The following is a 19,463-nucleotide window of genomic DNA, read 5'->3' as shown; positions in this document are numbered from 1 at the left end:
AATGCAAAGAGGTGTAATATGAGAAAAGAAAATAGTAGTGAGAAAGAGAGTGTCGTGCTTAGTAATGGGGAAAGAACAAGTCCTGTTTCTCATTTTGAGTTTGCAGCATATAGCAAAGGTTATGAAAAAAATCTATGGGAAAAGAAAAGAAAAGAAGTCTTAACCAGCGATTTATCACCAGGGGCAATTCTTTATTTAGCCTGTATTATGGGTAGCTACCTATCTCCGAAAAATAAAATCACTTCTGCTTTAGAAGTTAATGATGATACTAAACCTTATTTATTCGGTAATTTCATTGAAAAGGAAAACCCTGATTTTAAAGAAAGAACATTATATAGCCATAATTATTTATCTGCTATTTTCTCACCAAAGTCAAAAAATAGTAGTTTAATTTCAAGGACTATTAATACTGAAGCGGTTAAGCAAAAATATGAACTCATAGAGAAAGAAGCATTGGCAAACGAAGAAAAAATAATAATTTCATCCTCTTTAAAGGAGGTTAGTGAAGACTATATTGAATCTTTGATTGAAACTTTAGAGAGGAATTATTTAATTTTTAAAGGTGATTATGAACAATTATCTAAAATGGAAAAAGATAAAATAGTAAAAAAAATAGAAAAAAAAGAATCTACCGATTTAACATCGCCATCAAGAAAAAGGAGAATATAATTATGGAATACGATTTAGAATATGATGATAACTGCAAAATACTGGTACTTAACGATGAAATGGTAGCTGATTATTTTTGGGATGCATACTTAAATTCTTACTCAAATATGCATGAATATTTTGAAGATAAATTAGAGAAAAATTACACTGTTCTTGATTACTTTGATGCTTACTATTACGACATGAACGAGCTTCTTTGCAGGGCTTATTCAAACGACATTGAATACCTTGAAGAAAGACCATTTAACTATGAATCTTATGATAGAGTTGGAGAGGTGGCAATAGATGAAGGTTTGGTTTTAGATCCCGCCACACTAATGAAAGAAAAAGAAAGTGAATATCTTAAAGGTTTCCTTTCTGACGAGATTAAACAATACGATCAGGAAGATATAAGTAAATTCCTGTTGGCTATTGCAACTTCTCACCCTGAAATTATACCCGAGATAGAAAAAGCGATTATAGAAACAAATCTTGAATTAAGTGAAACCGAAGTAAAAACTAACAAAAGGAGATTGTGATTATGAAATTATCTGACATTTTAAAGAAGCGGTTTAATGCCGATGTTATTATCATATGCGATGATCATGGCACTGGTAAAACAACTTTATGTAATGAAATAGAAAGAAACCTTAAAGGGCATGAAGACATTTTAGTTTTTGATGAATATTTAGGAAGAAGTATTGGGCTTTGTTCAAGTATAGAAGAAATTAATGAAGCCACTAAAGAAACAATAAAAGATAAACTTATGATTATTAGTGCTTGCAAGCATGAACCTACGGAAAGTATTTTATATGGCATAAACTATAAGAAGTTATTAGTTCGACAAGGAAGAGATGAATTAAGTAATATACTTACTAAATTAGCATCGGAAGAGAAATCAATTATCAAGGATAAATTAATAGTTGATGGCTTAACTGATTCAAAAATGATTAAGAGGAGGCTTTAAATGAGTAATGATACAAAATACAGAGTTTACAATATAACAGACTCAATAGCCGCTGATTACATGTTTGAGTGTTTCATGCAGGATAAGGCTATTAATAACTTAATTGACCTATATAAAAGCAAACCTCCTTTATACGAAGGAGATGATTACAGAACTCCCTGGGTATTAGTTTATTATGATAAAACCTTTGAAGACAGAAGTGATATTTACTACTTAAAGCTTTCAAAATGGGCTAAAGAAAAAAACCTGTTAAAGCATCCTTTATACCTGGAATTTGAGTTTATCAACCAACATGATTGTGTCATCGCAGGTAAAGAGTGTTTCAACATTTCCAACCTCGAAGACCCAGCATCTGAACTGTTCGCCAGAGAGTGTGAGCTTCTCACTACCCTTGTGAGAGATGGTAAAGAGCTGGGGATCAGCATTACAGATAGGCAAGAGATATTGAATAACATACGGGAAATCCCTCTCTACGATAAACTTTATAACCTTCCTGCACAATTACATTGTCATTTAGAGAAAGAGAAGATTAATAATGCTCTCGCACCCATTGACGGCGACACATCAAGAAAAAGAAGAATTTAGTCTTCTTAAGTAAACCACCTAATTATTAAAGTTACCCTTCCATCAGATAATCAAAATGGTTAGGTGGTTTTTTTATAACTATATTTGACAATGAGCAATTAAATTAATATATATTAAATATGTCGCAATATTGAGACTGGTAATAATAATTATAACGGAAGGTGTCTATGGAAGTTTTGAAGATATTAATTATAAATCTATTGTTTTTTAGCTTTTTGGTATTTGCTTTGTGTGCGAAACATTCAAAGTATAAACATATCTCGGTGATTCTCGTTCTAATTTTTCCTTTAGGATGTTTTATTATTTATGAAAAAAAAGAAAGTGCCATTTATGAAGCGCAATCTAAACACATAAATAAAATAGAAAGTGATAGCATAAAGGATTTGAATGAGAGTATCTTTTTTGAAAAATGTAATTATTTTAAAGAAAATCACAAAGGTCTCTTAAGCCTTGCTAATTTAGTGTGCTCAACTGAAAAAGGCAACAAAATAATATCATACAAGTTCATTGCGAACTCCCCTGTCACAGTTTTAGTGAGAGATGATTTTGCCTATAAATATACAGATTTTCAGAATAAAAAAAGGTTGGTGCTTCTTAATGTTTTAAAATATAGTTTTTTCTCTTTAATTCCAGAGTTCAGAGACTCTATTAATAAAAAAATTAATGAGCATGTAACTGGGGTCACTTACTTAGAAATCGTTGAGCAAATGCCACTTTTTTACAAATATGAATCTTTTGGTCAGTGTGAAGCCTTTAACTGCGGGATTGCATTTGAAGTCGTCCCAGGCAATCAACTTCCAGAAGGTAAGTTTTATGTGGTTAAACCATATTCTGAAGGAGTTAAATAATATGTTTTATTTTCAATTGATAGCTTTCTCATTCTGCTTATTGGGTTGTGTTTATGAGTCTGCAACAAGCTTCAAGGTTTACAGGAACCCGTTAAGGTCTGACAAAGCTAAAGGTAAGAAGAAGTTAAAGAATAAAGAAGTATCTGAAATTAAAAGGAGTGAAGCACTCACCCTGTTTGCAAATATTTTATTCGGTATAGGTTCAATATGGTTATTAATAGATTTATTCAAATAAGGAGGCGATTATGTCTAAGGAGGATTTAAAAAATCTCAGAGAAGTGTATGAGCAATTATCAGTAAAAAATGTATTAAACTTAAATGGAATCAAATTTAATAAAATAAAGGAGAATAATTATGATTCAAATAGCAAGAGTAATTGAAATAGACGAAATGGCAAAAGCTATCAATGAAACAGTTGAAGTGAACAAGAATCACGACACTACCCGCCTTGAATGGTTTGCTGAGTTCGGGTACGGGGATGATTTTGAGGGCTACAGCCATCCCACTGAGCAACAGGTATCAGACATAGGCACTGTAAGACCTGTAAGCGATTCTGAGCAGTCCAGGGTTGTTGATGGTGTGCTTCTCAACTTCACTACTGAGGAGTTGATGCAGAAGCTGGCAACAGATGATTTGGTAGATGCTGTAAACACGGTTTTTAAAGGTGAGATACCAGATGATCTCTATGTTCATTCTGAAAGAGGCTATCCAGTTGTTGAGTATATGTTTGAAAACAAACACGGATGCCAGGATTGTATTTCTATTGAAGTGCATCCTGATCCGGGTGTTGACAGTATAAGTAATGGTTTTGCTTTTATGGCTAATGTTGATGAAAATGAGCAAATGCAATACTTCACTTTACTTGAAGCAGCTAAAGCTTTTGCAAAAATGTATAACCATCTTCAAGATGAAAAAGAGTTTTTAAATCAGCAAGAGCACGAATACGAAGTTAAACCAAAAACTTTTGGCATGTGATATGTTTTTAACAAAACAATGTTAATTAATACAGGTGAAAGCCTGTATTTTTTATTTACAGCATTGACAAGATTTAAATAAATTAATATATATTTATTATGTCTCAAAATTGAGACCAATTTATTAAAGGAGAGTTATATGTTCAAAAAAAAGGATGTATCTAAAAAGTTTGTTTCCTCTTCAACTTTTTGGCTCGTAGGAATATTAGGCATGAGTTTATTTTGTTATTTCAATAAGGATTTTAATTTTTCAAAATTAACTCAGATTTTTGATTTGGCTAATGCAGCAAGCACAATTGTTTTATGTTCAATTCCCATCGCATTTCCTTGTTATTTAGTCTATTCCGTTTATACGAGAATCAAGCAAAGCAATATAGAGTATGAGGATTCGATTAAGGAGCAACAAAACAAAAAAAATAATGAAGGAGAGTAATATGAAAAAACTCGGAATTAAAAAGGCGGTTGAATACATAAATTTAAAAGCATCTATTGAAAATGAAGATTTAGAACAGGACTCAAAGTTAACCTCTCTATCTTACTTTTGTCTTGTCCATGAACAACTACCTGATATGTTAAAACAGACTTTTGCACAGCGAGACGAACTGGAGCTTTCCTTCACTCTTCCCGAACTACAAATGAGCCTTGCTGCTGCTGAGATAGAAAACACCATCACTAACTTTCCTGTCCTAAAATCTTTCTACGACAGGAAACTGATCACTATCGAAACCAGGGACAGAATAGGTAACCTTTACACTGAGCTTTCTTTCAAGCCTGGCTTATCTGTTTCTGGTGTCAAAATTAGGTGTAAACCGCAATGCTACATCCTCTCCAATGGTTTTGAAGATTATCACCTGATGCTATCCGATCTGATTAAAGGCGAACGGGAGTTTATCACACAGGGAGGGCTTAACCGTAAAGGCTTCAATCGTTTTTTCAGAGAAGTTGAGAACTACCTGATTTCTCTTCAGAACGATACACGATTTGTTTAAAGGAGGATGTTTTATGGAAGAAATGATTCAAAGGGTATTACTGGCACTTCATAAAGACAGGATAGAAAATATCACTCAGATAACAAACAAGAATAAAGTGATTTTTAAATACATTGATCCTCACTCCATTGATTCAATAACATTAATAATAAGTGAAAGTTTTTCTGTTTTATCAGATGTTTTCGGTAATGAGGATTTCCAGGATTTTGAAAGTGCTTTAACTGTGTTTTTAAACCAGATAAAAGTTTCAGAGCAAATAAATGTGGATAATATTTTAATTATTTAGTCATTATCTATTGACTAATATTATATAAGCATTACCATACTTAAAGAAAAGTTAGTTTACTCCTTTCTTTTCTTTGTTGAAAAATATCTTAATCACAATAGTAATTTTCCTTTTGTTAAAGATAAAACCCCAAATTAATGGGGTTTTATCTTTTATGCAAAAAAGAGCATCCTGATGGGTGCTCTTTACTTCGCTGATTTGTTATCAGTCTTTCAGAAGTTCATGCTCAATCTCTCTTGCCTGAGCAACATTCTCGTCAGTAGCATCGGTAAGGAAGCTTTCAAGAGTCTCACCACCCTTAACCAGATCCTGAAGTGCCTGGGGCATAGCTTTCTTTCCGTTCCAGGTGTGAAGCTTCCCTGCACTGTCTTCATAAGCAAACATCCCCTTAGCGGCTTTAGGAGCGGGCTTTACAGCCTCTTTTGCCTTCTCGGGAGTATCCACGGAAGGGATAGTGTCTGGAACAGGCTTAGAATCGCTTACAGGAGCTTTCAGCAAATCAGGGTTCTTACCTTTCTGCATATAAAGCTTTATCTGACGATCTTTAGCCTTATCTTCATCCTCCTGAGTATGAGTAATGAGTAGAGACTCAAGGCGGGTTCCGTTCAACAGCATTTGTTCCAGATCCAGCGGTAAACGACCCCTGCCTGACCACTGCATAACCTGACCATTACTTTCATACTGATACTTTGCTGCTACAGAGCCAGATTCTTTCTGTCGGTTCTGACGAGCCGGAGCATTGGCAGACAATAACTGAGCAACTTTGTTGTCTTCGCTTACCTTGATACCCAGCCCAGCAAGATTTGCGAGTTGTTCAACAGAGATCCCCATCTCTTCAGCAAGCTTGTTAGCTTTCTCAAGATACTCAGCATACTTCTGATTTTTCTCTTCAAGTTCCTTTTGTTCTGCTTCTTTCTCTGCATAAACAGTGTCGAAGTGGTTTTTAATCTCTTTTAATTCACTAAAAGAATATGTTTTTAAGGCTTCACGAATAGCATTAAGAGTAAAAGGGAACTTAGACATAAGACTGATCCTCGCTGTTTTGATAATCTTATCTTACACCACAAAAAAATATTTTAACAACCTTTTTTTGATTGTTTTTTGATCTTAATGAACCACATATAACATTATCCTCAAGATTTACAAAACATTACATTAATAAAAATGTAAATAACACAATAGCTTAAGGTTATATGGATAAGCACCAATAAAATGTTATATGTACTTTAATTAATATTATATGCATAATGTTTTTAAATCGAAAGGAAAAGATTTTTTGGAGGAACTGCTAAAGAAATCCATCTCTTTAACAGTCAGTGCAGAACAGATAGAGCACTCCATGCCCATGCAGGAACTATAACAAAAACAGGAGGGTTCTATGAACACTAAAGAAAGAAAAGAACTGATAAAAAAAATATCACTGATTACAGAATCAGATTCACTGACGAGCACAAAGAAAGCAATTGATGCCTTTATCTATGCTCTTGCAACCACCGTAAAGAATGCAATGATCGGAACTGGTAAAGTTGAAGTCTTCATAGATGACTTTCTCTGTGTGCCTGAGATCTATAAGTTCACCCGAACGATAGCTATCGAAGAAGCAATCCAGTGCTACACAGATATTTTCCATCAGAGTGAACCTGGTGAAGATATCTTAAGCCCTGTTTATGAGGAAATGTATACATCCCGAATTTCAAATAAGATGAATAACTCTGCTCAGATGTTAACACCTTCATCTATTGCAGAGTTTGGAAGTAAGATCATAATTAAAAATAACGATGATGTTATAGAAACAGGTATGGATATGTGTTGTGGGTTGGGTGCATTAGCACTTAAATTATTCAAACAATCACATAAGAAAAACACTATCACAGAAAGATTTGCATTAGCCGATTTAGACCCTGTTATGTGTGCCGGAGCCTATGCACAGCTTGCTTTAAACAACTTTCACTACAGGGCTGTAAACATACTTGAAGTATATAACATCGATGCAATTCTTGATTACGATAAATTCTGTGAAAGTGGATATGGATTAGTCATTGCAAATATATTTAATGAAAATGAAAAAACAAACAATAAAATTCAAAAACAAAAAGAAGAGGTATCACTATGATTACTATTACACAAAAAGAATATGATGCAGCAGCAATACTTTCAAATGCACTTAAAAAATACAATGGAAAAGTTTCCGATAAAAACCTTTTAATCGACACTGGAAATAAATCTCTTCAAACAAAAGTAGAACGCTCTTATAAGTATCTGAGAGAGAATAACAGACTTCGAGATTTAGGTTTTATTACTACTTCTGCTTTAACGGAATCAGAAAAAGAGTATCAAAACTACATTAAACACTTTTCTCAATTATGCGAGCTTTATGATAGATTCCCAAATTATCTGGAATTTTCTTCCGGTGAGATACAAATACCTCTAAGATTACTGAGCAATGAGTTTGTCAGATGCTTGTCAAATATTGATATAGAACAGGTTGTGAAGATTAAAAGAGCTGACTTTACTGATGGTAAATTTGGTTTAAAAAAACATACTCAATTTAAAAATATTGATGATTTCAATACAAGACTACTATGCTCTCTTTTGAATTTTACTTTTCATTCAAAACCAAATATTGGAAAAAATAAAACCCTTCTTCTTGAGCATGTGAAAATTCATGGCTGTAATGATCTTTACAGATGTTTCCATTTTTTAAGAGGAATGATTTTAACAGTGAAAGAGCTTGATTTTTCAGCAAATGAAATATTCATTTTATTGCAAGACAGAATCAATTATGCAAAGAAGGAATATTTTGAAATTTACGATATAGAAATGTTAAACGAAATCGACGAAAAAATGTTAATGGATCTTTATATAGAAAATAAAGAGGTGTTTTCATTCTCTCAGTTTTCTCATAAAGGATTTAATTTATTCTTAGATAAAATAAAAAATGATGATTATAAAAAGACATATATAAAAGCATTTGTTGCTGATAAATTAATATATGACGGCTCGTTATCATACATTAAGAAAATGATGAAAAAACTAACAGAAGATGATGCTTACCAAATAAATAAACAAATGCTTGAATACTGCAAAGATAAGGGTAGAGATTATTCTTCATATGAAAAAGAAGTGATTAAGTATGAGTTGAAATTGGATTCTGGAGAAAACAAAAAAACAAAAAGAAGATTGTAAAAAACTTATCAGATAATGATTAAATGACTGAATAAATGTTAGTCATTACAAGAAGATTTTGAAAATTAAGGAGTAAATGCTGTGAATAAAGATTGTGATTATATATCAATGGATATAAATGAATTGGTAGAAAACCTGAAAGGCTTGAGCATTGAAGAAAAGAAAGATGTTTTATCTGTTCACGGAGAGAACATAGGATATGAGTTGATATTAGAGCTTTTTGAAAGAGGGGTTATTGATTCTGAGCTGGTAGGGTGTTGTTTCAGATGGTTTAAATTTGATGGGCATTAAAAGAAAAAGCCAGTATAAGCTGGCTTTTAATTGTGATTAAATATAATTTCAAAACTATAGAAAGGATTATCAAGGTATGAAGGACTTGATAAAAATAAGATAATTCTTTTTACAGTAAAGTCAACAATAAATATAAAATAAATTTGCTTTTATTAAAATTAACCATTAAAATACATAAAAATCATAATATGTTTTCTTTAGTATTTTCCTACCCTCTTCTGAGGGTATTTTTTTGTCAAAAAAAAGCCCCCTTTCAGGAGCTTTAATTAATCACTGTTATTAGTTACTTTTCTTAGTGACACCAGAGTTGTTTTGACTATTAGCTAAGTTCTGTCTGAGCTTACTTACTGAGCTGTTCCAGGTTCTGCCTGCCGAGTTAGCTGTATTAGACATTGTATTATTGAACTGACCAATATCATGTTTAGAACTACCTTCAATTCCTTGAGCATACTGACCCATAACAGTGTCTGCTCTTCCAGCAATCCAGGTAAGGATGCCATCGCCCAGGCTGTGTGTGAGTGATAACACTTTTATCATCATGTTCTTCATTAGCATAAAGTAAATGATAAGCAGTCCGTAAGTGACAAGCACGAATGAGAAGCCAGAAGCCATATTAGTGGTTAGTGCCGACCAGAAATACCCCATCAGGTAGCTGAAAGGTGTAATTATGGATATTGCACCTATAACACCAATAACTATGAATACCGGTCTGAGTATCAGTGACAATACAAGTAAATAACCCTGCCCTTGCTTACCGACAAACCCATCAGCATCAGGTGACATGTGAGCAACCATCCATATTACCGATGCAAACAGTGCTTCAAACACCATAGTAACCCAGCCCAGCAAAGCACCAACCATTTGAATAAATATAAGCATTGGAACATAAATAGCTGCATATAAACCACCGAGGACTAAAGTAGGAACGATCATTAATAAGAATGGTGTAGCTGCTAATATTGCTGCTACTACTCCTGTTCCCGAACCGCCAGGAACGAAAGCCGCAACTGAGAAACCTAACAATACTGTCAACAGAGTTTGAGCAATACCCAGGAATATGAATCCAAAATGAGGAACCATAACCATAGGGCTACCCATGATTGTATCTGTATCAGGTCTTAGGCTTTCTGGAGTTAAAGCATTAATCAAAGAGTTTAATAACTTATTACCTGTGCTTGATATTCCGTTAGATTCAACACCTGTATTAAATTTTCTGTCAGCAGCATCAAGTAAATTAGCTGCCCTGTTCATGCCGCCTTTAACTGTGTCAGAGAAATAGCTAAGAACCAAACCCGTCAAATCATTACCGTTCTCCATTGCTTTTGGACCATTGTTTATTGCTGTGTTTATATCATTCTGAGCTTTAGCTATTCTGTAAGACCATACACCCAAACTTATAAACCCGTCTTCTTTCATTGCTTCTGTTACATTCGGATTTACTACTTCAGTCATTGCGGATTTTTTTGAATTAACTAAAGCAACATAACTTGAGTAGTAAGAATTGAATGCATTGTTAACATCATCAACAGTTGCTGTTCCCGCTGCTATTTTCGCACCCATCGCCTGAGTAGATGAAATTAATTGCTTGAATTGCTCTTTGTTAATATCATCTACTATCATGGATACTTTACCCATATCTACGATACTGTCGTTTATCTGTAACTGATAGAAGTTGTTAACTTTTGATACTGTGCTTTGTGAGATTGTATCCAGCTTTAGAGAACCACATATAGAGATAGAACCTTCAACAACAGAAGCATTACCGACACCCAAATCATAGCGAATTGTATTACCAATAGTGCTTTGATGATAACCTAAATTCAGGTTAGTAAATATATTTGCAACAGGGTTGCCCTGAACTTTATATTTATTTATTAATTCCTGGATAGAATAAAGGCATGTTGCATTTTTAGTTGCACTGCTCCAGATCTCTCTACTAAGGCTCTTACTTGCAGGCTGAATACTTACAGCACTGTTTGTAATACCGCCACTGTCTATCCAACTACTGTATGCTAAATCAGCGAATCCTATTCCCTGTGTAGCAAGCCAAACAACTATCATCTGAATAGCACAGAAACCCTTTTTGATAGGCAGTATCATAGCCAGACCAAATCCTGTTCTTAAAGGAATCCATACTGCTGACCATCTTTTACCAAGAATCTCACCATCATGGGCTGTAGCAACTGTTCCTTGAATGATTGTGTAAGCTGCAAGAACCCCACCAATCATTAATACACCTCCGAGGAATACCGCAGATATAGCACCGAATGGGGATTGATCAGGATCGAAAAGGGGTATCATTATATTTTTGTTAACCCAGTCTGTTTCTGGAACTTCAAATAACACACTTGCATTTGCATAACTGCTAAATAACATCATTATGCATAGCAAGAATAAATAGCTAAATTTATTCTTCATTATAGTAATCTCCTTATAAATATTTTATTTTCCATGAATTAATTCCTTTTGTTATTGACAAAAAATTAAATCACTTATATATAAATATAACTTGTAGGTGTTTTGTCAAGCACCTACAGTAAATAAACATACAGGCAAAGGAGAATTAAATGTTAGAGGATAAAAATATAGTTGTAAGGATTGATGAGAGCGATAAGTGTTTTGAACTCGATTACAAACCATTGAGCCATTTTAAAGTTCGCCACTTTTATATTAAGAAAAAAGTTCTTGAGAAAGTGAATACAGAGTTTAGAATTAAGAAAAAGAAGAAGTATTTATTAATCAACGAGCTTATTTCAAAGGGCTTAGACTGTGCAAAAGAAGAATTTTCGATGGATGTAAATGATATTTCATTTGGTAGTATCACGACAGATGAAAACTACCACAGAGTTAAACTATATTTGAGCAAAAAAACACTTGAGCAATACCAGGCTTTGTTCAATGCAAAAATGAACAGCTTTCATATAAGTAAGCTGCTTGAAATTGGATGCAACAAGTTTGTAAAAAATTAAATGGAGGTTTTTTATGATTTACGATATTAATGATTATTATACGGTAGAAGTAACAGATGAACACGAGGTTAACACCAAAAAATACAACCTATATTCAGGTCTATACTATGTTCTTATCACATTTATGGTTTTATTTTCAGGTGCAATGTATGTTAACGATGTAGAAGCTTACTTTTTTTTCATATATTCAGTTTTTTCCCTCAACATCATTATCCGCATGGCTTTAGGACTGCAATACATAAGAACCGGAGATAGTCGCTTGAGAAAAATTTTCACGAATCTTGAAAATTTTGCACCAGGTTTTTATTTAAAAGAAAAAGAGAATGAAGTAATTGAATGTGTTGATTTTGAGGAAGTCAGCGATGAAGAAACAAAAAAATTATTTGACAGTAGAAAATCTGTACGCTAATTTAATTCTAAAGCAGCAAAACATTATCTAAAGAGAGGGGTAAATATTATGGGCGGTTTCATCACATTAATGGTTGGTTTGTTTTTCTTCTATGTTTATAGCAAAGTTGTAGCTAAATCTACTGAATTCAACTCCATCATGGATATTGATAATAAAGTTTCTGGGGTAAAAGGCTACTTCACTAAGGTTCTGTATCGATACGGTCATACGGGAACAGGTGCTATCTTCCCTATCCTGGGTGTAATCGTATCATGTGTTGGTGTATCTGTTATGATGAACAGCTTCTAATAAAAACATACTCCTCTCTTTAGCCCCTAATGGGGCTATTTTTTTGCTTACAATCCAGTGATAAGTTCCCCCCGCAAGACTTTAAAATCTTCATAGCAAAATAATATACTATACTATCGTATTGTAGTTTGATGATCGAATAATGCACACATCAGGTTGACCAACTTTTAAAGCAAGGTTAGACTAACTGAGTAGACCAACTCAATTGACCAAACCAAACAGGAGGGATTTATGCAGAAGCTGAATCTCTATGATGCTAAAACCAACCTTTCTAAGCTTGTCGCTAATGTTGCTGCAACTGGAGAGGAATACATCATCGCCCGGAACGGTGAGCCGATGGCCAAGATTGTTCCCCTCACTCCTGGAGAGAAAAGCCCACGGATAGGATTCATGAAGGGGAAAGGGAAGATCGCTGTGCCGGCCAACTTTAACGAGCTGCATTCAGAGAAGATAGAAGAACTGTTTTACGGGAATAACGAGTAATGACGGCAAAGAAGGACGATATACCCCGCCTCACATTTACGGGATACTTACTGGATACACATGCTTTAATCTGGATGGCATGGGAACCGGAAAAGCTGAGTGAAGAGGTGATAGCTATCCTGTCTAACCCCAGGAACCGACTCTACTACTCACCTGCTTCTATCCAGGAAATCGCGATCAAGCTGGACTTAGGAAAACCAGATTTTGGTTTCGACCCGGTAGCTCTGACTGAAGGGCTTGAAGATGCGGGGTATATCGAGCTGGTAATCAGATCACGACATGCTTATGCAATCAGGGATTTACCTAAAGATATGCACAAAGACCCGTTTGATCGCTTACTGGTAGCCCAGGCGAAGGAAGAAAACCTTAACCTGATAACTAACGATGAAAAGATAATAAAATATTGTTCTGATTATATAAAGATTATCAAGTGTTGTTAAAAAAAGAGGCTTAAAGCCTCTTTTTTATTAACTCTTAAGGTTTGCATGTGAGCTTTCAAGAGCATCTAAATCTAAATCAAACATATTATCAGGTGTTGCAGGTATAACCTTAACATCAGGTGTTTCACTTAATATTTCCACTTCTGAAAGAGATATTTTATAACCTCTCAAATTGTCAAAGTTAAGTTTTTCAGCAAACTTCTGATTAAGTTTTGTTTTATCCTCAGCTATCATATTTATTGCTCTTACAGCCTGTAATAAAGAGCTTTTAGTAATACCATAACTCTTTTCAAACTCTCTGTATCCTGCTTCGTTAAGCATGATTGAGCCGTTTAAATCGGATTCATCTTTCATTATTTTTGTTATATCAATAACACCCAAAACAGTATTATTACCTGAAAGCCTGTTATTGATTTCTTTTGCTTTGGCTTTTTGGATCTTAATCAAATCATGTGATCTGTTAAAATAATCATCATTTGGCTCTGCAAAAGCCATGCTTTTCCAGTAGAAGCGGTTAGGGTTTGTAATGATAAATTCTTTAAGCTGATAGTAAGTAGCCATCGGCTTTAATTTCTTTTCTTTTTCAAGATCTATTTCGCTATCTATATTTGCCGATCTGTATTCAGAAACCAGAACATCAATTGCTTCAATAGCCTTGATTCTATATTTATCATCACCTAAAATATCGCCTAAAGCCTCTGCTCCAGCATAACAAATAGCAAGAAACTCTAATGCACGAGGTTCTTTTTCTTTAAGGATATACATAGCTTTGTCGTCGTATATCTCATTAAAAACAGAGTCGTATTTATCTTTTATTTTTCTTTCGTTGTTTTTTATGTATTCAATAATATCTTCATACATATGACCGTAGTTTTCTAACAGAGTATTCCTGTATTCATTTACCTTTTTAACATCAGAGAAAGTCTTCAGTAATGGATGATTAATATCAATTCCAATCATACGAGCATTAAGGGCTTCAGTTTTTTCACTACCAGAAATTAAGTCCTGATAGTTAGCATTGAAAGAGGCAAATAATGTTAAGTCAAAAGAGTAAGTGGTGCTCTTGCCGTTTTCCATACGGGTATTACCGCCTTTATTACCGAAGTTCATAAAGCGGGAAATACCTTTCTTTTTGTCAGCAAGTAAAACATCGTCGCTTTCGTCCAGTGCTACAACCCCGTGGTTGTTTCCTGCAAACTCACGATCAAGACTTGCCTCTGTGCTCTTACCGGAGAAGAAGTTAGTTTTCTCTTCATTGGTTGGTTTGCCCTGGATAGCAGCAACACCCATCAACTGAGCTGATTTTCCTCTTCCCTTTTCGCCGTGCAGGATCAGGCTGTGGCTTACAGAGGTTTGCCAGATTTTGCCCCTCATGTATCCCGCTATTGCAGCAGAGTAGATAGCTGCGGTGATCAAGGCATCGTCTATAGCTCTCTTGATGGCACTATACTGTAGTTCCTTACTACCGGCTTTCATCAGTGTGCCGTATTCAGCACCAATACCAATGTGCATAGGATGACCCGGACGGATGTGATACTTACCGTCAGCAGTCCAGCCCGGTTTGGCATAGCCTGTAAAGGCTTTCTTCTCTTTTGGTAGAGCTTTGATTGCTGACAGAACCAGAGAGGAAAGCCTTGATATGATGTTAGGCGGTGGAGGTGGGAAGCTTGACTGAAGCAGTTCCCCTCTTTTGCCAAAGTTATTGAGATCGGTATTAGGTAAGAACACTTCTCTGATTTTGTCAGATAATGTTGAAAATCTGAACTTTACAAACTCTTCATCATTGGAATCAATGGCGGTGTAAACTTCCATTGGCTGAAGAAAGTAATCATGCTTCTTAACATACAGAACCTGATCAGGCTCTCCCTGTGTTCCTTTCTTCACAGTAGTAAAGAAAATACCCTCACTGGTGATCTTACCTTCTGAGCAGGTAAAGTAGATTTCTTCTTTAGAAACGGGTTCCTGGGCTACTACAGGCTGTTTATCCTCCGCCGGAGTCTTAAAGCGGGCAGGACTGAAACCCGCCTTTACCACTGGTCTGGAAGTTACAGGAGCTGGAACCGGAACAACTTGAGGTTGTGTGGTTTCTTGCACAGGTGATTCAGCGATGGTTCCCTGGTGTGGTTCATCATCGCTGAATTCATGTTCTAAAATGGGATCTGGAGTTTCAATCTCTCCTGATGCAAACCTTTCGTATGACTGTGAGTATTTGTATTTAAGTTCATCATCATAGTCAGCCTGAGCATCAAGATACTCTTCTTCATGAACAGACAAGCCGTATTCCACAGTATCGGTATTACTTGTATTCTGTGGAAGAGGTAAAACCTCGACCTGTTGTGTATTTAAATCGTTTTCGTAATCATCTTCTAATAATAGAGATAGCAAATCATCATTGTTTTCATCCATAGTATTTTCCTTTAAATAATCAAGTGCTAACAAATGTCAGCAAAAATATATCAATCACACCCCCGATCTTATATGAACTAAAAAATAAATCAAGCCCTTTAGCATAAAAATAGGATGCTAATCAAGAGTTTTCGTATCTATCTTTTATCCTATTCAAATGCTTTAATAGTAAAGACAGTTTAAGATTTTCAACTTCTTTTTCTTTGTCGCTAAAATATACATTGCCTTTATTTACTTTCCTTCTTGTGACTTTCATATCCTGGATTATTTCTTCATATACTGACCATACAAAATCCGAATCTTCATGAAGGAAACTTATTTTAATATTCAGTTTTCTGAAAGCACTTTCTGAAATGATGGCTTTATATATAAACCTTCTCAATTCATCTTTATTGTTTATGTTGTGAAGTAAACTATCAAATGTATTTTTAACATAAACCACATGAGACTTATCCTCGTTGAAATAATTTATAAAAATCAAATCAAGGAAGTTTTCGATATTTCTTTTTAAATAAGGTTTATTATCTGCAAGTTCTTTTGAAATAGAAGTATAGTAGCTGACTTCTTTTGTTTTATTCTCAAGATGCTCATTTGACAATAACTCAGAATCAAATTTTGAATAAACAATACTTTCAGTGTTAGTAATTGCCTTTATATCTGTATAATCAAGAGTAAATACATCTATTGCATCACCATAATCAACAATTTTTATTTTATCAAACAAAGATGCTTTACCAGTTTTATTTATTCTAATTTTTGATTTTGATTTCTCAATGCTAAATATATATTTCCAGTATAAATCAGACTGTGCCTTTACTAAATCTTCATGTTCGAAGGGATCAATATTAAATCCCTCCTCTCTGAAAAGAGGGGTTTCCCCCTCCTTTGCAGATAAGGCTTTTTTATTGTGCTCTACTTTTTTTTCAAGTAGTTCTTTTAGGTTCTTCCTTTCACCCATAAATTTATCTCCTTATGCTTTAGGTTTATTATTATTAATATCGTTGTCGTTGTCGTTGTCGTTGTCGTTGTCGAGAGATTTCTGGAGGTCATCAAGAATTTTATCAACACCCTGATTTTCTACCGGGGACTGTTTCAGCGATTCGATTTGATCTCTCAGTTCAAGAACATACAGAGCTAAGGTTTCAACATTTACATTTTGCGACTTCTCAAGCTCAGAAATTTTCTTAGACAACTCAGCGGTTTTCAAAGAAACAGAAGCTTTTACTTCCTGCTCAAACTCAGTCTTATATTCCTCGGTGCCTTTGTAAGCAATAATTGCTTCAGCCACTTTTTCAGGCAGATTATTTTCTTCATATTTTTTAATAGCTGCTTGCATGGCTGCTTCCTTCACTGTTGCGATCTTACCAGGTAAGATATTTTCCTCATACTGCTTAACCGCATCAGTCTTAGCCTGTGCTTCTTTAGCAGGTATAACAGTGTTGTTGAAGTTGTCTTTGAGTCTGTTGATAAAGCTTCTGTAGCCTTGCTTCATGCTTGCTTTAACATCAGCCAGCTTCTTAGCATGAGCTTCAACCAGGTTCGTTATGTTGTCTTTCAAGCCGTCAATGGTGCTGTTTAGAGACTCAATAACACTGTCTTTCTTAGCAACAACCATATCCTTAGCCTTAATTACACGGGTAAGGGCAGTAATTTTACCTTCAAGGGTTGAAACCTGTTCATTAAGAGATTTAATCTCAACTCGCTTTTCTTTATGGATTTCTTTTATCTTGTTTCTTAACCTTATAACTCCAGCATGTTTAGATTCAATGCCAGTAAGAATTGCGAACATGTCATCATTTGTAACCAGATTATTATCTTTAATCTCAGAAATAAGCTTCGGATTTTTAAATACTTTAGCAACTTGTTTAGTCTCAAAATCTCTTTGAGCAAGTTCTGTATCCGATACAGTCAACTTATCAAACAACTCAGTATTTTTAGCTGCAAAGGCTTTAACTTCCTGCTCTTTTTCTTCGATGACTTCATTCTTAACTTCAATAGTTTTACTGGCTTCAGCTAAGGAAGTTTCTTTTTCAGCAACAACATTTGTCAGGTTTTCAATCTGGAGGTTAGCTTTCTTCAGGTTTACCGAAGCAATGATACCCGTCTGAATAGCATCAGCAGTTTCTTTAGTATCGAGTAATTCTTTAGCAAGTCTCTCGCTTTTCTCTTTAAGGATAGCATGAGCTTTAACAAGAATAGGATCAGCTTCTTCTACAGAAACCTCTGTAATATCCTTAACGGTGTTGGAATCAATGGCTTCTAATGCGGCTTTATCATTAGCTTCTTTATCATCATCACTAAGTGGTGAAGAACTTAGAGGAGACTGAATATTTTGAGTTAGATTTTGTGCTGCTTGTGTATTTATTGCTACTTGATTTACTGTCTGAATAACATTTACAAAGCGATCTAACTTTTCTTGTTTTTTAACAAAATCTACAGGCTCAAGTTTAGCATCAGTAAGTTGCTTATTAATAATTTTAAGAAATTCAGAATTAAATTTTTCATCATTTAAAGATGAAGATGCTGTAACTCTTCTTACATTCGAGAATTGAGCTTCTTTCTGGAGCCTACCTTTAATTAAATCGTCATCAGAGTAGTTTCTGAAGTTTGCATAGTTGGAATCATTAATAACACGAGTGTTTAATATAATATGCTCGTGAGGTATATTTATAGCCCCTGTTCCTAAGTCTATTTGTCCTCTATGAACACCACTTCTGAATGCTGAAACATCACCATATTGTAAACCGTTTCTTTCGGTTGTCATTTTTCTATGACATACATTATCAAATACTATTTTTCTTGTTTTGGATAATGCTGTCTGAGATAACTGATCTTCAATCTCTTTTTCAGTTATTTCACCATTCATAAGCTTATGATACAGTTCTGCTCTTAACTTATCGTGAGCCTGAACCATATCGTCGTTATAAAATATTACTGTGTTATCCCAGGCAACATTATCCATTACATTGCTGCCTGCACCGGCTTTACCAAAAATACCAATTAATACAGATTTATGCCCCTGTCTGGTCAGGATATCTTTATGTTTATCTTCGTTGAATCCTATATCTTTTAGCTTCTCCTGAACGGTATTCATTATAGATGGTGTGGTAATAGTTTCACGGGAATGCATATTAACTGCATGTTTTAAAAATCTTTTAACTCCCCATACCATTACATCACTGCTTCTATATAATTCTTGCTCTTCAGGCGATAGTTTTTTAAACCCTACAGCAAAAGATGCTGGAGTGATTACAGGCTTTTCAACACCTTTAGCCTTTTGCTCGTTGTAATTATCAAGATCAGTCTGACGACGTATTTCGTCGATTTTAGCCCTGATTGAGTCATAGTTCTTTTCATTTTCAGCCAGAGTCTGTGCTAACTCTGCAAGAGTCATATTCTCAAGCTTGCCACTCTCAGGATCTTTTTTGAATTTTAATGTTTTTCCGGTGTAGGCATCAAAGTATTCAGCACCTTCCAAAGTGGGTATTTCAGCAGAAGAACCGCCACCTTTTTTAGATACCGATTTCCACATTGCCGCTTCAGTTTGATCTGATAATAGTTTCCATTTATTTTTGTTTGTCATAGTATTTTCCTTTTTAAATATTTAATATTTTAATGTTATAATGTTTTAACTACAAAAACATTAAACATTATAATTTTTTATATGTCAAAAATATTATAATATTTAAACCAC

At 34.5% G+C, this 19,463-nt stretch carries 23 protein-coding genes; 18 read left to right on the top strand and 5 right to left on the bottom strand.

Going from position 1 to position 19,463, the window contains the following annotated elements; genetic code table 11:
* From ACQG0S_RS24415 to ACQG0S_RS24370, 10 genes are all read left to right on the top strand, one after another.
* The coding region (locus tag ACQG0S_RS24415; protein WP_426751002.1) for a hypothetical protein at positions 1-669 on the top strand (669 nt) is incomplete at its 5' end.
* Positions 670-671: 2 nt separating this feature from the next.
* Complete coding sequence (locus ACQG0S_RS24410) at positions 672-1,187, top strand: hypothetical protein (RefSeq protein WP_426751000.1); 516 nt, start codon at positions 672-674, stop codon at positions 1,185-1,187.
* Between the two features lie 2 nt (positions 1,188-1,189).
* The gene (locus ACQG0S_RS24405) at positions 1,190-1,615 is read left to right on the top strand and encodes a hypothetical protein (RefSeq protein ID WP_426750998.1); all 426 of its coding nucleotides are present in this window, start codon (positions 1,190-1,192) and stop codon (positions 1,613-1,615) included.
* The gene (locus tag ACQG0S_RS24400; RefSeq protein ID WP_426750996.1) at positions 1,616-2,200 is read left to right on the top strand and encodes a hypothetical protein; all 585 of its coding nucleotides are present in this window, start codon (positions 1,616-1,618) and stop codon (positions 2,198-2,200) included.
* A gap of 167 nt (positions 2,201-2,367) precedes the next feature.
* Positions 2,368-3,048: a hypothetical protein gene (locus ACQG0S_RS24395; protein ID WP_426750994.1), complete on the top strand. Its 681-nt coding sequence runs from the start codon at positions 2,368-2,370 to the stop codon at positions 3,046-3,048.
* Positions 3,049-3,293: 245 nt separating this feature from the next.
* Positions 3,294-3,428, top strand: coding sequence for a hypothetical protein (locus tag ACQG0S_RS24390; protein WP_336654351.1), 135 nt, complete (start codon positions 3,294-3,296; stop codon positions 3,426-3,428).
* On the top strand, positions 3,403-4,023 hold the full coding sequence (locus ACQG0S_RS24385) for a hypothetical protein (RefSeq protein WP_426750992.1): 621 nt from the start codon (positions 3,403-3,405) through the stop codon (positions 4,021-4,023). Before ACQG0S_RS24390 ends, ACQG0S_RS24385 begins: the two co-directional genes overlap by 26 nt.
* 138 nt (positions 4,024-4,161) lie before the next feature.
* Positions 4,162-4,455 (top strand): hypothetical protein, encoded by a 294-nt coding sequence (locus ACQG0S_RS24380; protein ID WP_426750990.1) that lies wholly within the window; start codon positions 4,162-4,164, stop codon positions 4,453-4,455.
* Between the two features lies 1 nt (position 4,456).
* Positions 4,457-5,011, top strand: a complete 555-nt coding sequence (locus tag ACQG0S_RS24375) for a hypothetical protein (RefSeq protein ID WP_426750988.1) — start codon at positions 4,457-4,459, stop codon at positions 5,009-5,011.
* A gap of 13 nt (positions 5,012-5,024) precedes the next feature.
* On the top strand, positions 5,025-5,297 hold the full coding sequence (locus ACQG0S_RS24370) for a hypothetical protein (RefSeq protein ID WP_426750986.1): 273 nt from the start codon (positions 5,025-5,027) through the stop codon (positions 5,295-5,297).
* A gap of 204 nt (positions 5,298-5,501) precedes the next feature.
* Here ACQG0S_RS24370 and ACQG0S_RS24365 read toward each other — a convergent pair whose 3' ends face one another.
* Entirely contained in the window at positions 5,502-6,320 is an 819-nt protein-coding gene (locus ACQG0S_RS24365; protein WP_426750984.1) for a hypothetical protein, read from the bottom strand.
* A 355-nt stretch (positions 6,321-6,675) separates the two neighbouring features.
* Here ACQG0S_RS24365 and ACQG0S_RS24360 point away from each other — a divergent pair, with 355 nt between their 5' ends.
* The 3 genes from ACQG0S_RS24360 (at position 6,676) to ACQG0S_RS24350 (ending at position 8,774) form a co-directional block, all read left to right on the top strand.
* Complete coding sequence (locus tag ACQG0S_RS24360) at positions 6,676-7,410, top strand: N-6 DNA methylase (RefSeq protein WP_426750982.1); 735 nt, start codon at positions 6,676-6,678, stop codon at positions 7,408-7,410.
* Positions 7,407-8,483: a hypothetical protein gene (locus ACQG0S_RS24355; RefSeq protein ID WP_426750979.1), complete on the top strand. Its 1,077-nt coding sequence runs from the start codon at positions 7,407-7,409 to the stop codon at positions 8,481-8,483. Before ACQG0S_RS24360 ends, ACQG0S_RS24355 begins: the two co-directional genes overlap by 4 nt.
* A gap of 81 nt (positions 8,484-8,564) precedes the next feature.
* Complete coding sequence (locus tag ACQG0S_RS24350; RefSeq protein ID WP_426750977.1) at positions 8,565-8,774, top strand: hypothetical protein; 210 nt, start codon at positions 8,565-8,567, stop codon at positions 8,772-8,774.
* 279 nt (positions 8,775-9,053) lie between these two features.
* Here ACQG0S_RS24350 and ACQG0S_RS24345 read toward each other — a convergent pair whose 3' ends face one another.
* Positions 9,054-11,192: a DotA/TraY family protein gene (locus ACQG0S_RS24345; RefSeq protein WP_426750975.1), complete on the bottom strand. Its 2,139-nt coding sequence runs from the start codon at positions 11,190-11,192 to the stop codon at positions 9,054-9,056.
* Between the two features lie 149 nt (positions 11,193-11,341).
* Here ACQG0S_RS24345 and ACQG0S_RS24340 point away from each other — a divergent pair, with 149 nt between their 5' ends.
* From ACQG0S_RS24340 to ACQG0S_RS24320, 5 genes are all read left to right on the top strand, one after another.
* Positions 11,342-11,743, top strand: a complete 402-nt coding sequence (locus tag ACQG0S_RS24340) for a hypothetical protein (RefSeq protein WP_426750973.1) — start codon at positions 11,342-11,344, stop codon at positions 11,741-11,743.
* Positions 11,744-11,756: 13 nt separating this feature from the next.
* The gene (locus ACQG0S_RS24335) at positions 11,757-12,152 is read left to right on the top strand and encodes a hypothetical protein (RefSeq protein WP_426750971.1); all 396 of its coding nucleotides are present in this window, start codon (positions 11,757-11,759) and stop codon (positions 12,150-12,152) included.
* A gap of 48 nt (positions 12,153-12,200) precedes the next feature.
* The gene (locus tag ACQG0S_RS24330) at positions 12,201-12,440 is read left to right on the top strand and encodes a hypothetical protein (RefSeq protein WP_426750969.1); all 240 of its coding nucleotides are present in this window, start codon (positions 12,201-12,203) and stop codon (positions 12,438-12,440) included.
* 231 nt (positions 12,441-12,671) lie between these two features.
* Positions 12,672-12,923 carry a type II toxin-antitoxin system Phd/YefM family antitoxin gene (locus ACQG0S_RS24325; protein WP_426750967.1) on the top strand — a complete coding sequence of 84 codons (252 nt, stop codon included), beginning with the start codon at positions 12,672-12,674 and terminating at the stop codon, positions 12,921-12,923.
* On the top strand, positions 12,923-13,363 hold the full coding sequence (locus ACQG0S_RS24320) for a type II toxin-antitoxin system VapC family toxin (protein WP_426750965.1): 441 nt from the start codon (positions 12,923-12,925) through the stop codon (positions 13,361-13,363). The genes ACQG0S_RS24325 and ACQG0S_RS24320 overlap by 1 nt, the downstream gene beginning before the upstream one ends.
* Positions 13,364-13,390: 27 nt before the next feature.
* On the opposite strand, the gene ACQG0S_RS24315 is transcribed toward ACQG0S_RS24320, so the two are convergent.
* The 3 genes from ACQG0S_RS24315 to ACQG0S_RS24305 form a co-directional block, all read right to left on the bottom strand.
* Entirely contained in the window at positions 13,391-15,769 is a 2,379-nt protein-coding gene (locus tag ACQG0S_RS24315) for a DUF927 domain-containing protein (RefSeq protein WP_426750963.1), read from the bottom strand.
* Positions 15,770-15,890: 121 nt separating this feature from the next.
* Positions 15,891-16,727, bottom strand: a complete 837-nt coding sequence (locus ACQG0S_RS24310; protein WP_426750961.1) for a hypothetical protein — start codon at positions 16,725-16,727, stop codon at positions 15,891-15,893.
* 12 nt (positions 16,728-16,739) lie between these two features.
* Complete coding sequence (locus tag ACQG0S_RS24305) at positions 16,740-19,352, bottom strand: hypothetical protein (protein ID WP_426750959.1); 2,613 nt, start codon at positions 19,350-19,352, stop codon at positions 16,740-16,742.
* Positions 19,353-19,463 lie beyond the last annotated feature (111 nt).

Source organism: Enterobacter cloacae complex sp. 418I7 (genome assembly GCF_050030705.1).
Taxonomy (GTDB): domain Bacteria; phylum Pseudomonadota; class Gammaproteobacteria; order Enterobacterales; family Enterobacteriaceae; genus Enterobacter; species Enterobacter intestinihominis.
The sequence above is the reverse complement of the archived record's forward strand: the minus strand, read 5'-3'. Positions and strand labels throughout refer to the sequence as shown.

Excerpts from the sequence above, each read along its gene's own strand:
- ACQG0S_RS24405 (WP_426750998.1), top strand. The coding sequence starts at position 1,190 with ATGAAATTATCTGACATTTTAAAGAAGCGGTTTAATGCCGATGTTATT.
- ACQG0S_RS24310 (WP_426750961.1), bottom strand. The coding sequence starts at position 16,727 with ATGGGTGAAAGGAAGAACCTAAAAGAACTACTTGAAAAAAAAGTAGAG.
- ACQG0S_RS24375 (WP_426750988.1), top strand. The coding sequence starts at position 4,457 with ATGAAAAAACTCGGAATTAAAAAGGCGGTTGAATACATAAATTTAAAA.
- ACQG0S_RS24355 (WP_426750979.1), top strand. The coding sequence starts at position 7,407 with ATGATTACTATTACACAAAAAGAATATGATGCAGCAGCAATACTTTCA.
- ACQG0S_RS24345 (WP_426750975.1), bottom strand. The coding sequence starts at position 11,192 with ATGAAGAATAAATTTAGCTATTTATTCTTGCTATGCATAATGATGTTA.
- ACQG0S_RS24360 (WP_426750982.1), top strand. The coding sequence starts at position 6,676 with ATGAACACTAAAGAAAGAAAAGAACTGATAAAAAAAATATCACTGATT.
- ACQG0S_RS24315 (WP_426750963.1), bottom strand. The coding sequence starts at position 15,769 with ATGGATGAAAACAATGATGATTTGCTATCTCTATTATTAGAAGATGAT.
- ACQG0S_RS24365 (WP_426750984.1), bottom strand. The coding sequence starts at position 6,320 with ATGTCTAAGTTCCCTTTTACTCTTAATGCTATTCGTGAAGCCTTAAAA.
- ACQG0S_RS24380 (WP_426750990.1), top strand. The coding sequence starts at position 4,162 with ATGTTCAAAAAAAAGGATGTATCTAAAAAGTTTGTTTCCTCTTCAACT.
- ACQG0S_RS24330 (WP_426750969.1), top strand. The coding sequence starts at position 12,201 with ATGGGCGGTTTCATCACATTAATGGTTGGTTTGTTTTTCTTCTATGTT.
- ACQG0S_RS24325 (WP_426750967.1), top strand. The coding sequence starts at position 12,672 with ATGCAGAAGCTGAATCTCTATGATGCTAAAACCAACCTTTCTAAGCTT.
- ACQG0S_RS24305 (WP_426750959.1), bottom strand. The coding sequence starts at position 19,352 with ATGACAAACAAAAATAAATGGAAACTATTATCAGATCAAACTGAAGCG.
- ACQG0S_RS24385 (WP_426750992.1), top strand. The coding sequence starts at position 3,403 with ATGATTCAAATAGCAAGAGTAATTGAAATAGACGAAATGGCAAAAGCT.
- ACQG0S_RS24335 (WP_426750971.1), top strand. The coding sequence starts at position 11,757 with ATGATTTACGATATTAATGATTATTATACGGTAGAAGTAACAGATGAA.
- ACQG0S_RS24410 (WP_426751000.1), top strand. The coding sequence starts at position 672 with ATGGAATACGATTTAGAATATGATGATAACTGCAAAATACTGGTACTT.
- ACQG0S_RS24390 (WP_336654351.1), top strand. The coding sequence starts at position 3,294 with ATGTCTAAGGAGGATTTAAAAAATCTCAGAGAAGTGTATGAGCAATTA.
- ACQG0S_RS24370 (WP_426750986.1), top strand. The coding sequence starts at position 5,025 with ATGGAAGAAATGATTCAAAGGGTATTACTGGCACTTCATAAAGACAGG.
- ACQG0S_RS24340 (WP_426750973.1), top strand. The coding sequence starts at position 11,342 with ATGTTAGAGGATAAAAATATAGTTGTAAGGATTGATGAGAGCGATAAG.
- ACQG0S_RS24400 (WP_426750996.1), top strand. The coding sequence starts at position 1,616 with ATGAGTAATGATACAAAATACAGAGTTTACAATATAACAGACTCAATA.
- ACQG0S_RS24395 (WP_426750994.1), top strand. The coding sequence starts at position 2,368 with ATGGAAGTTTTGAAGATATTAATTATAAATCTATTGTTTTTTAGCTTT.
- ACQG0S_RS24320 (WP_426750965.1), top strand. The coding sequence starts at position 12,923 with ATGACGGCAAAGAAGGACGATATACCCCGCCTCACATTTACGGGATAC.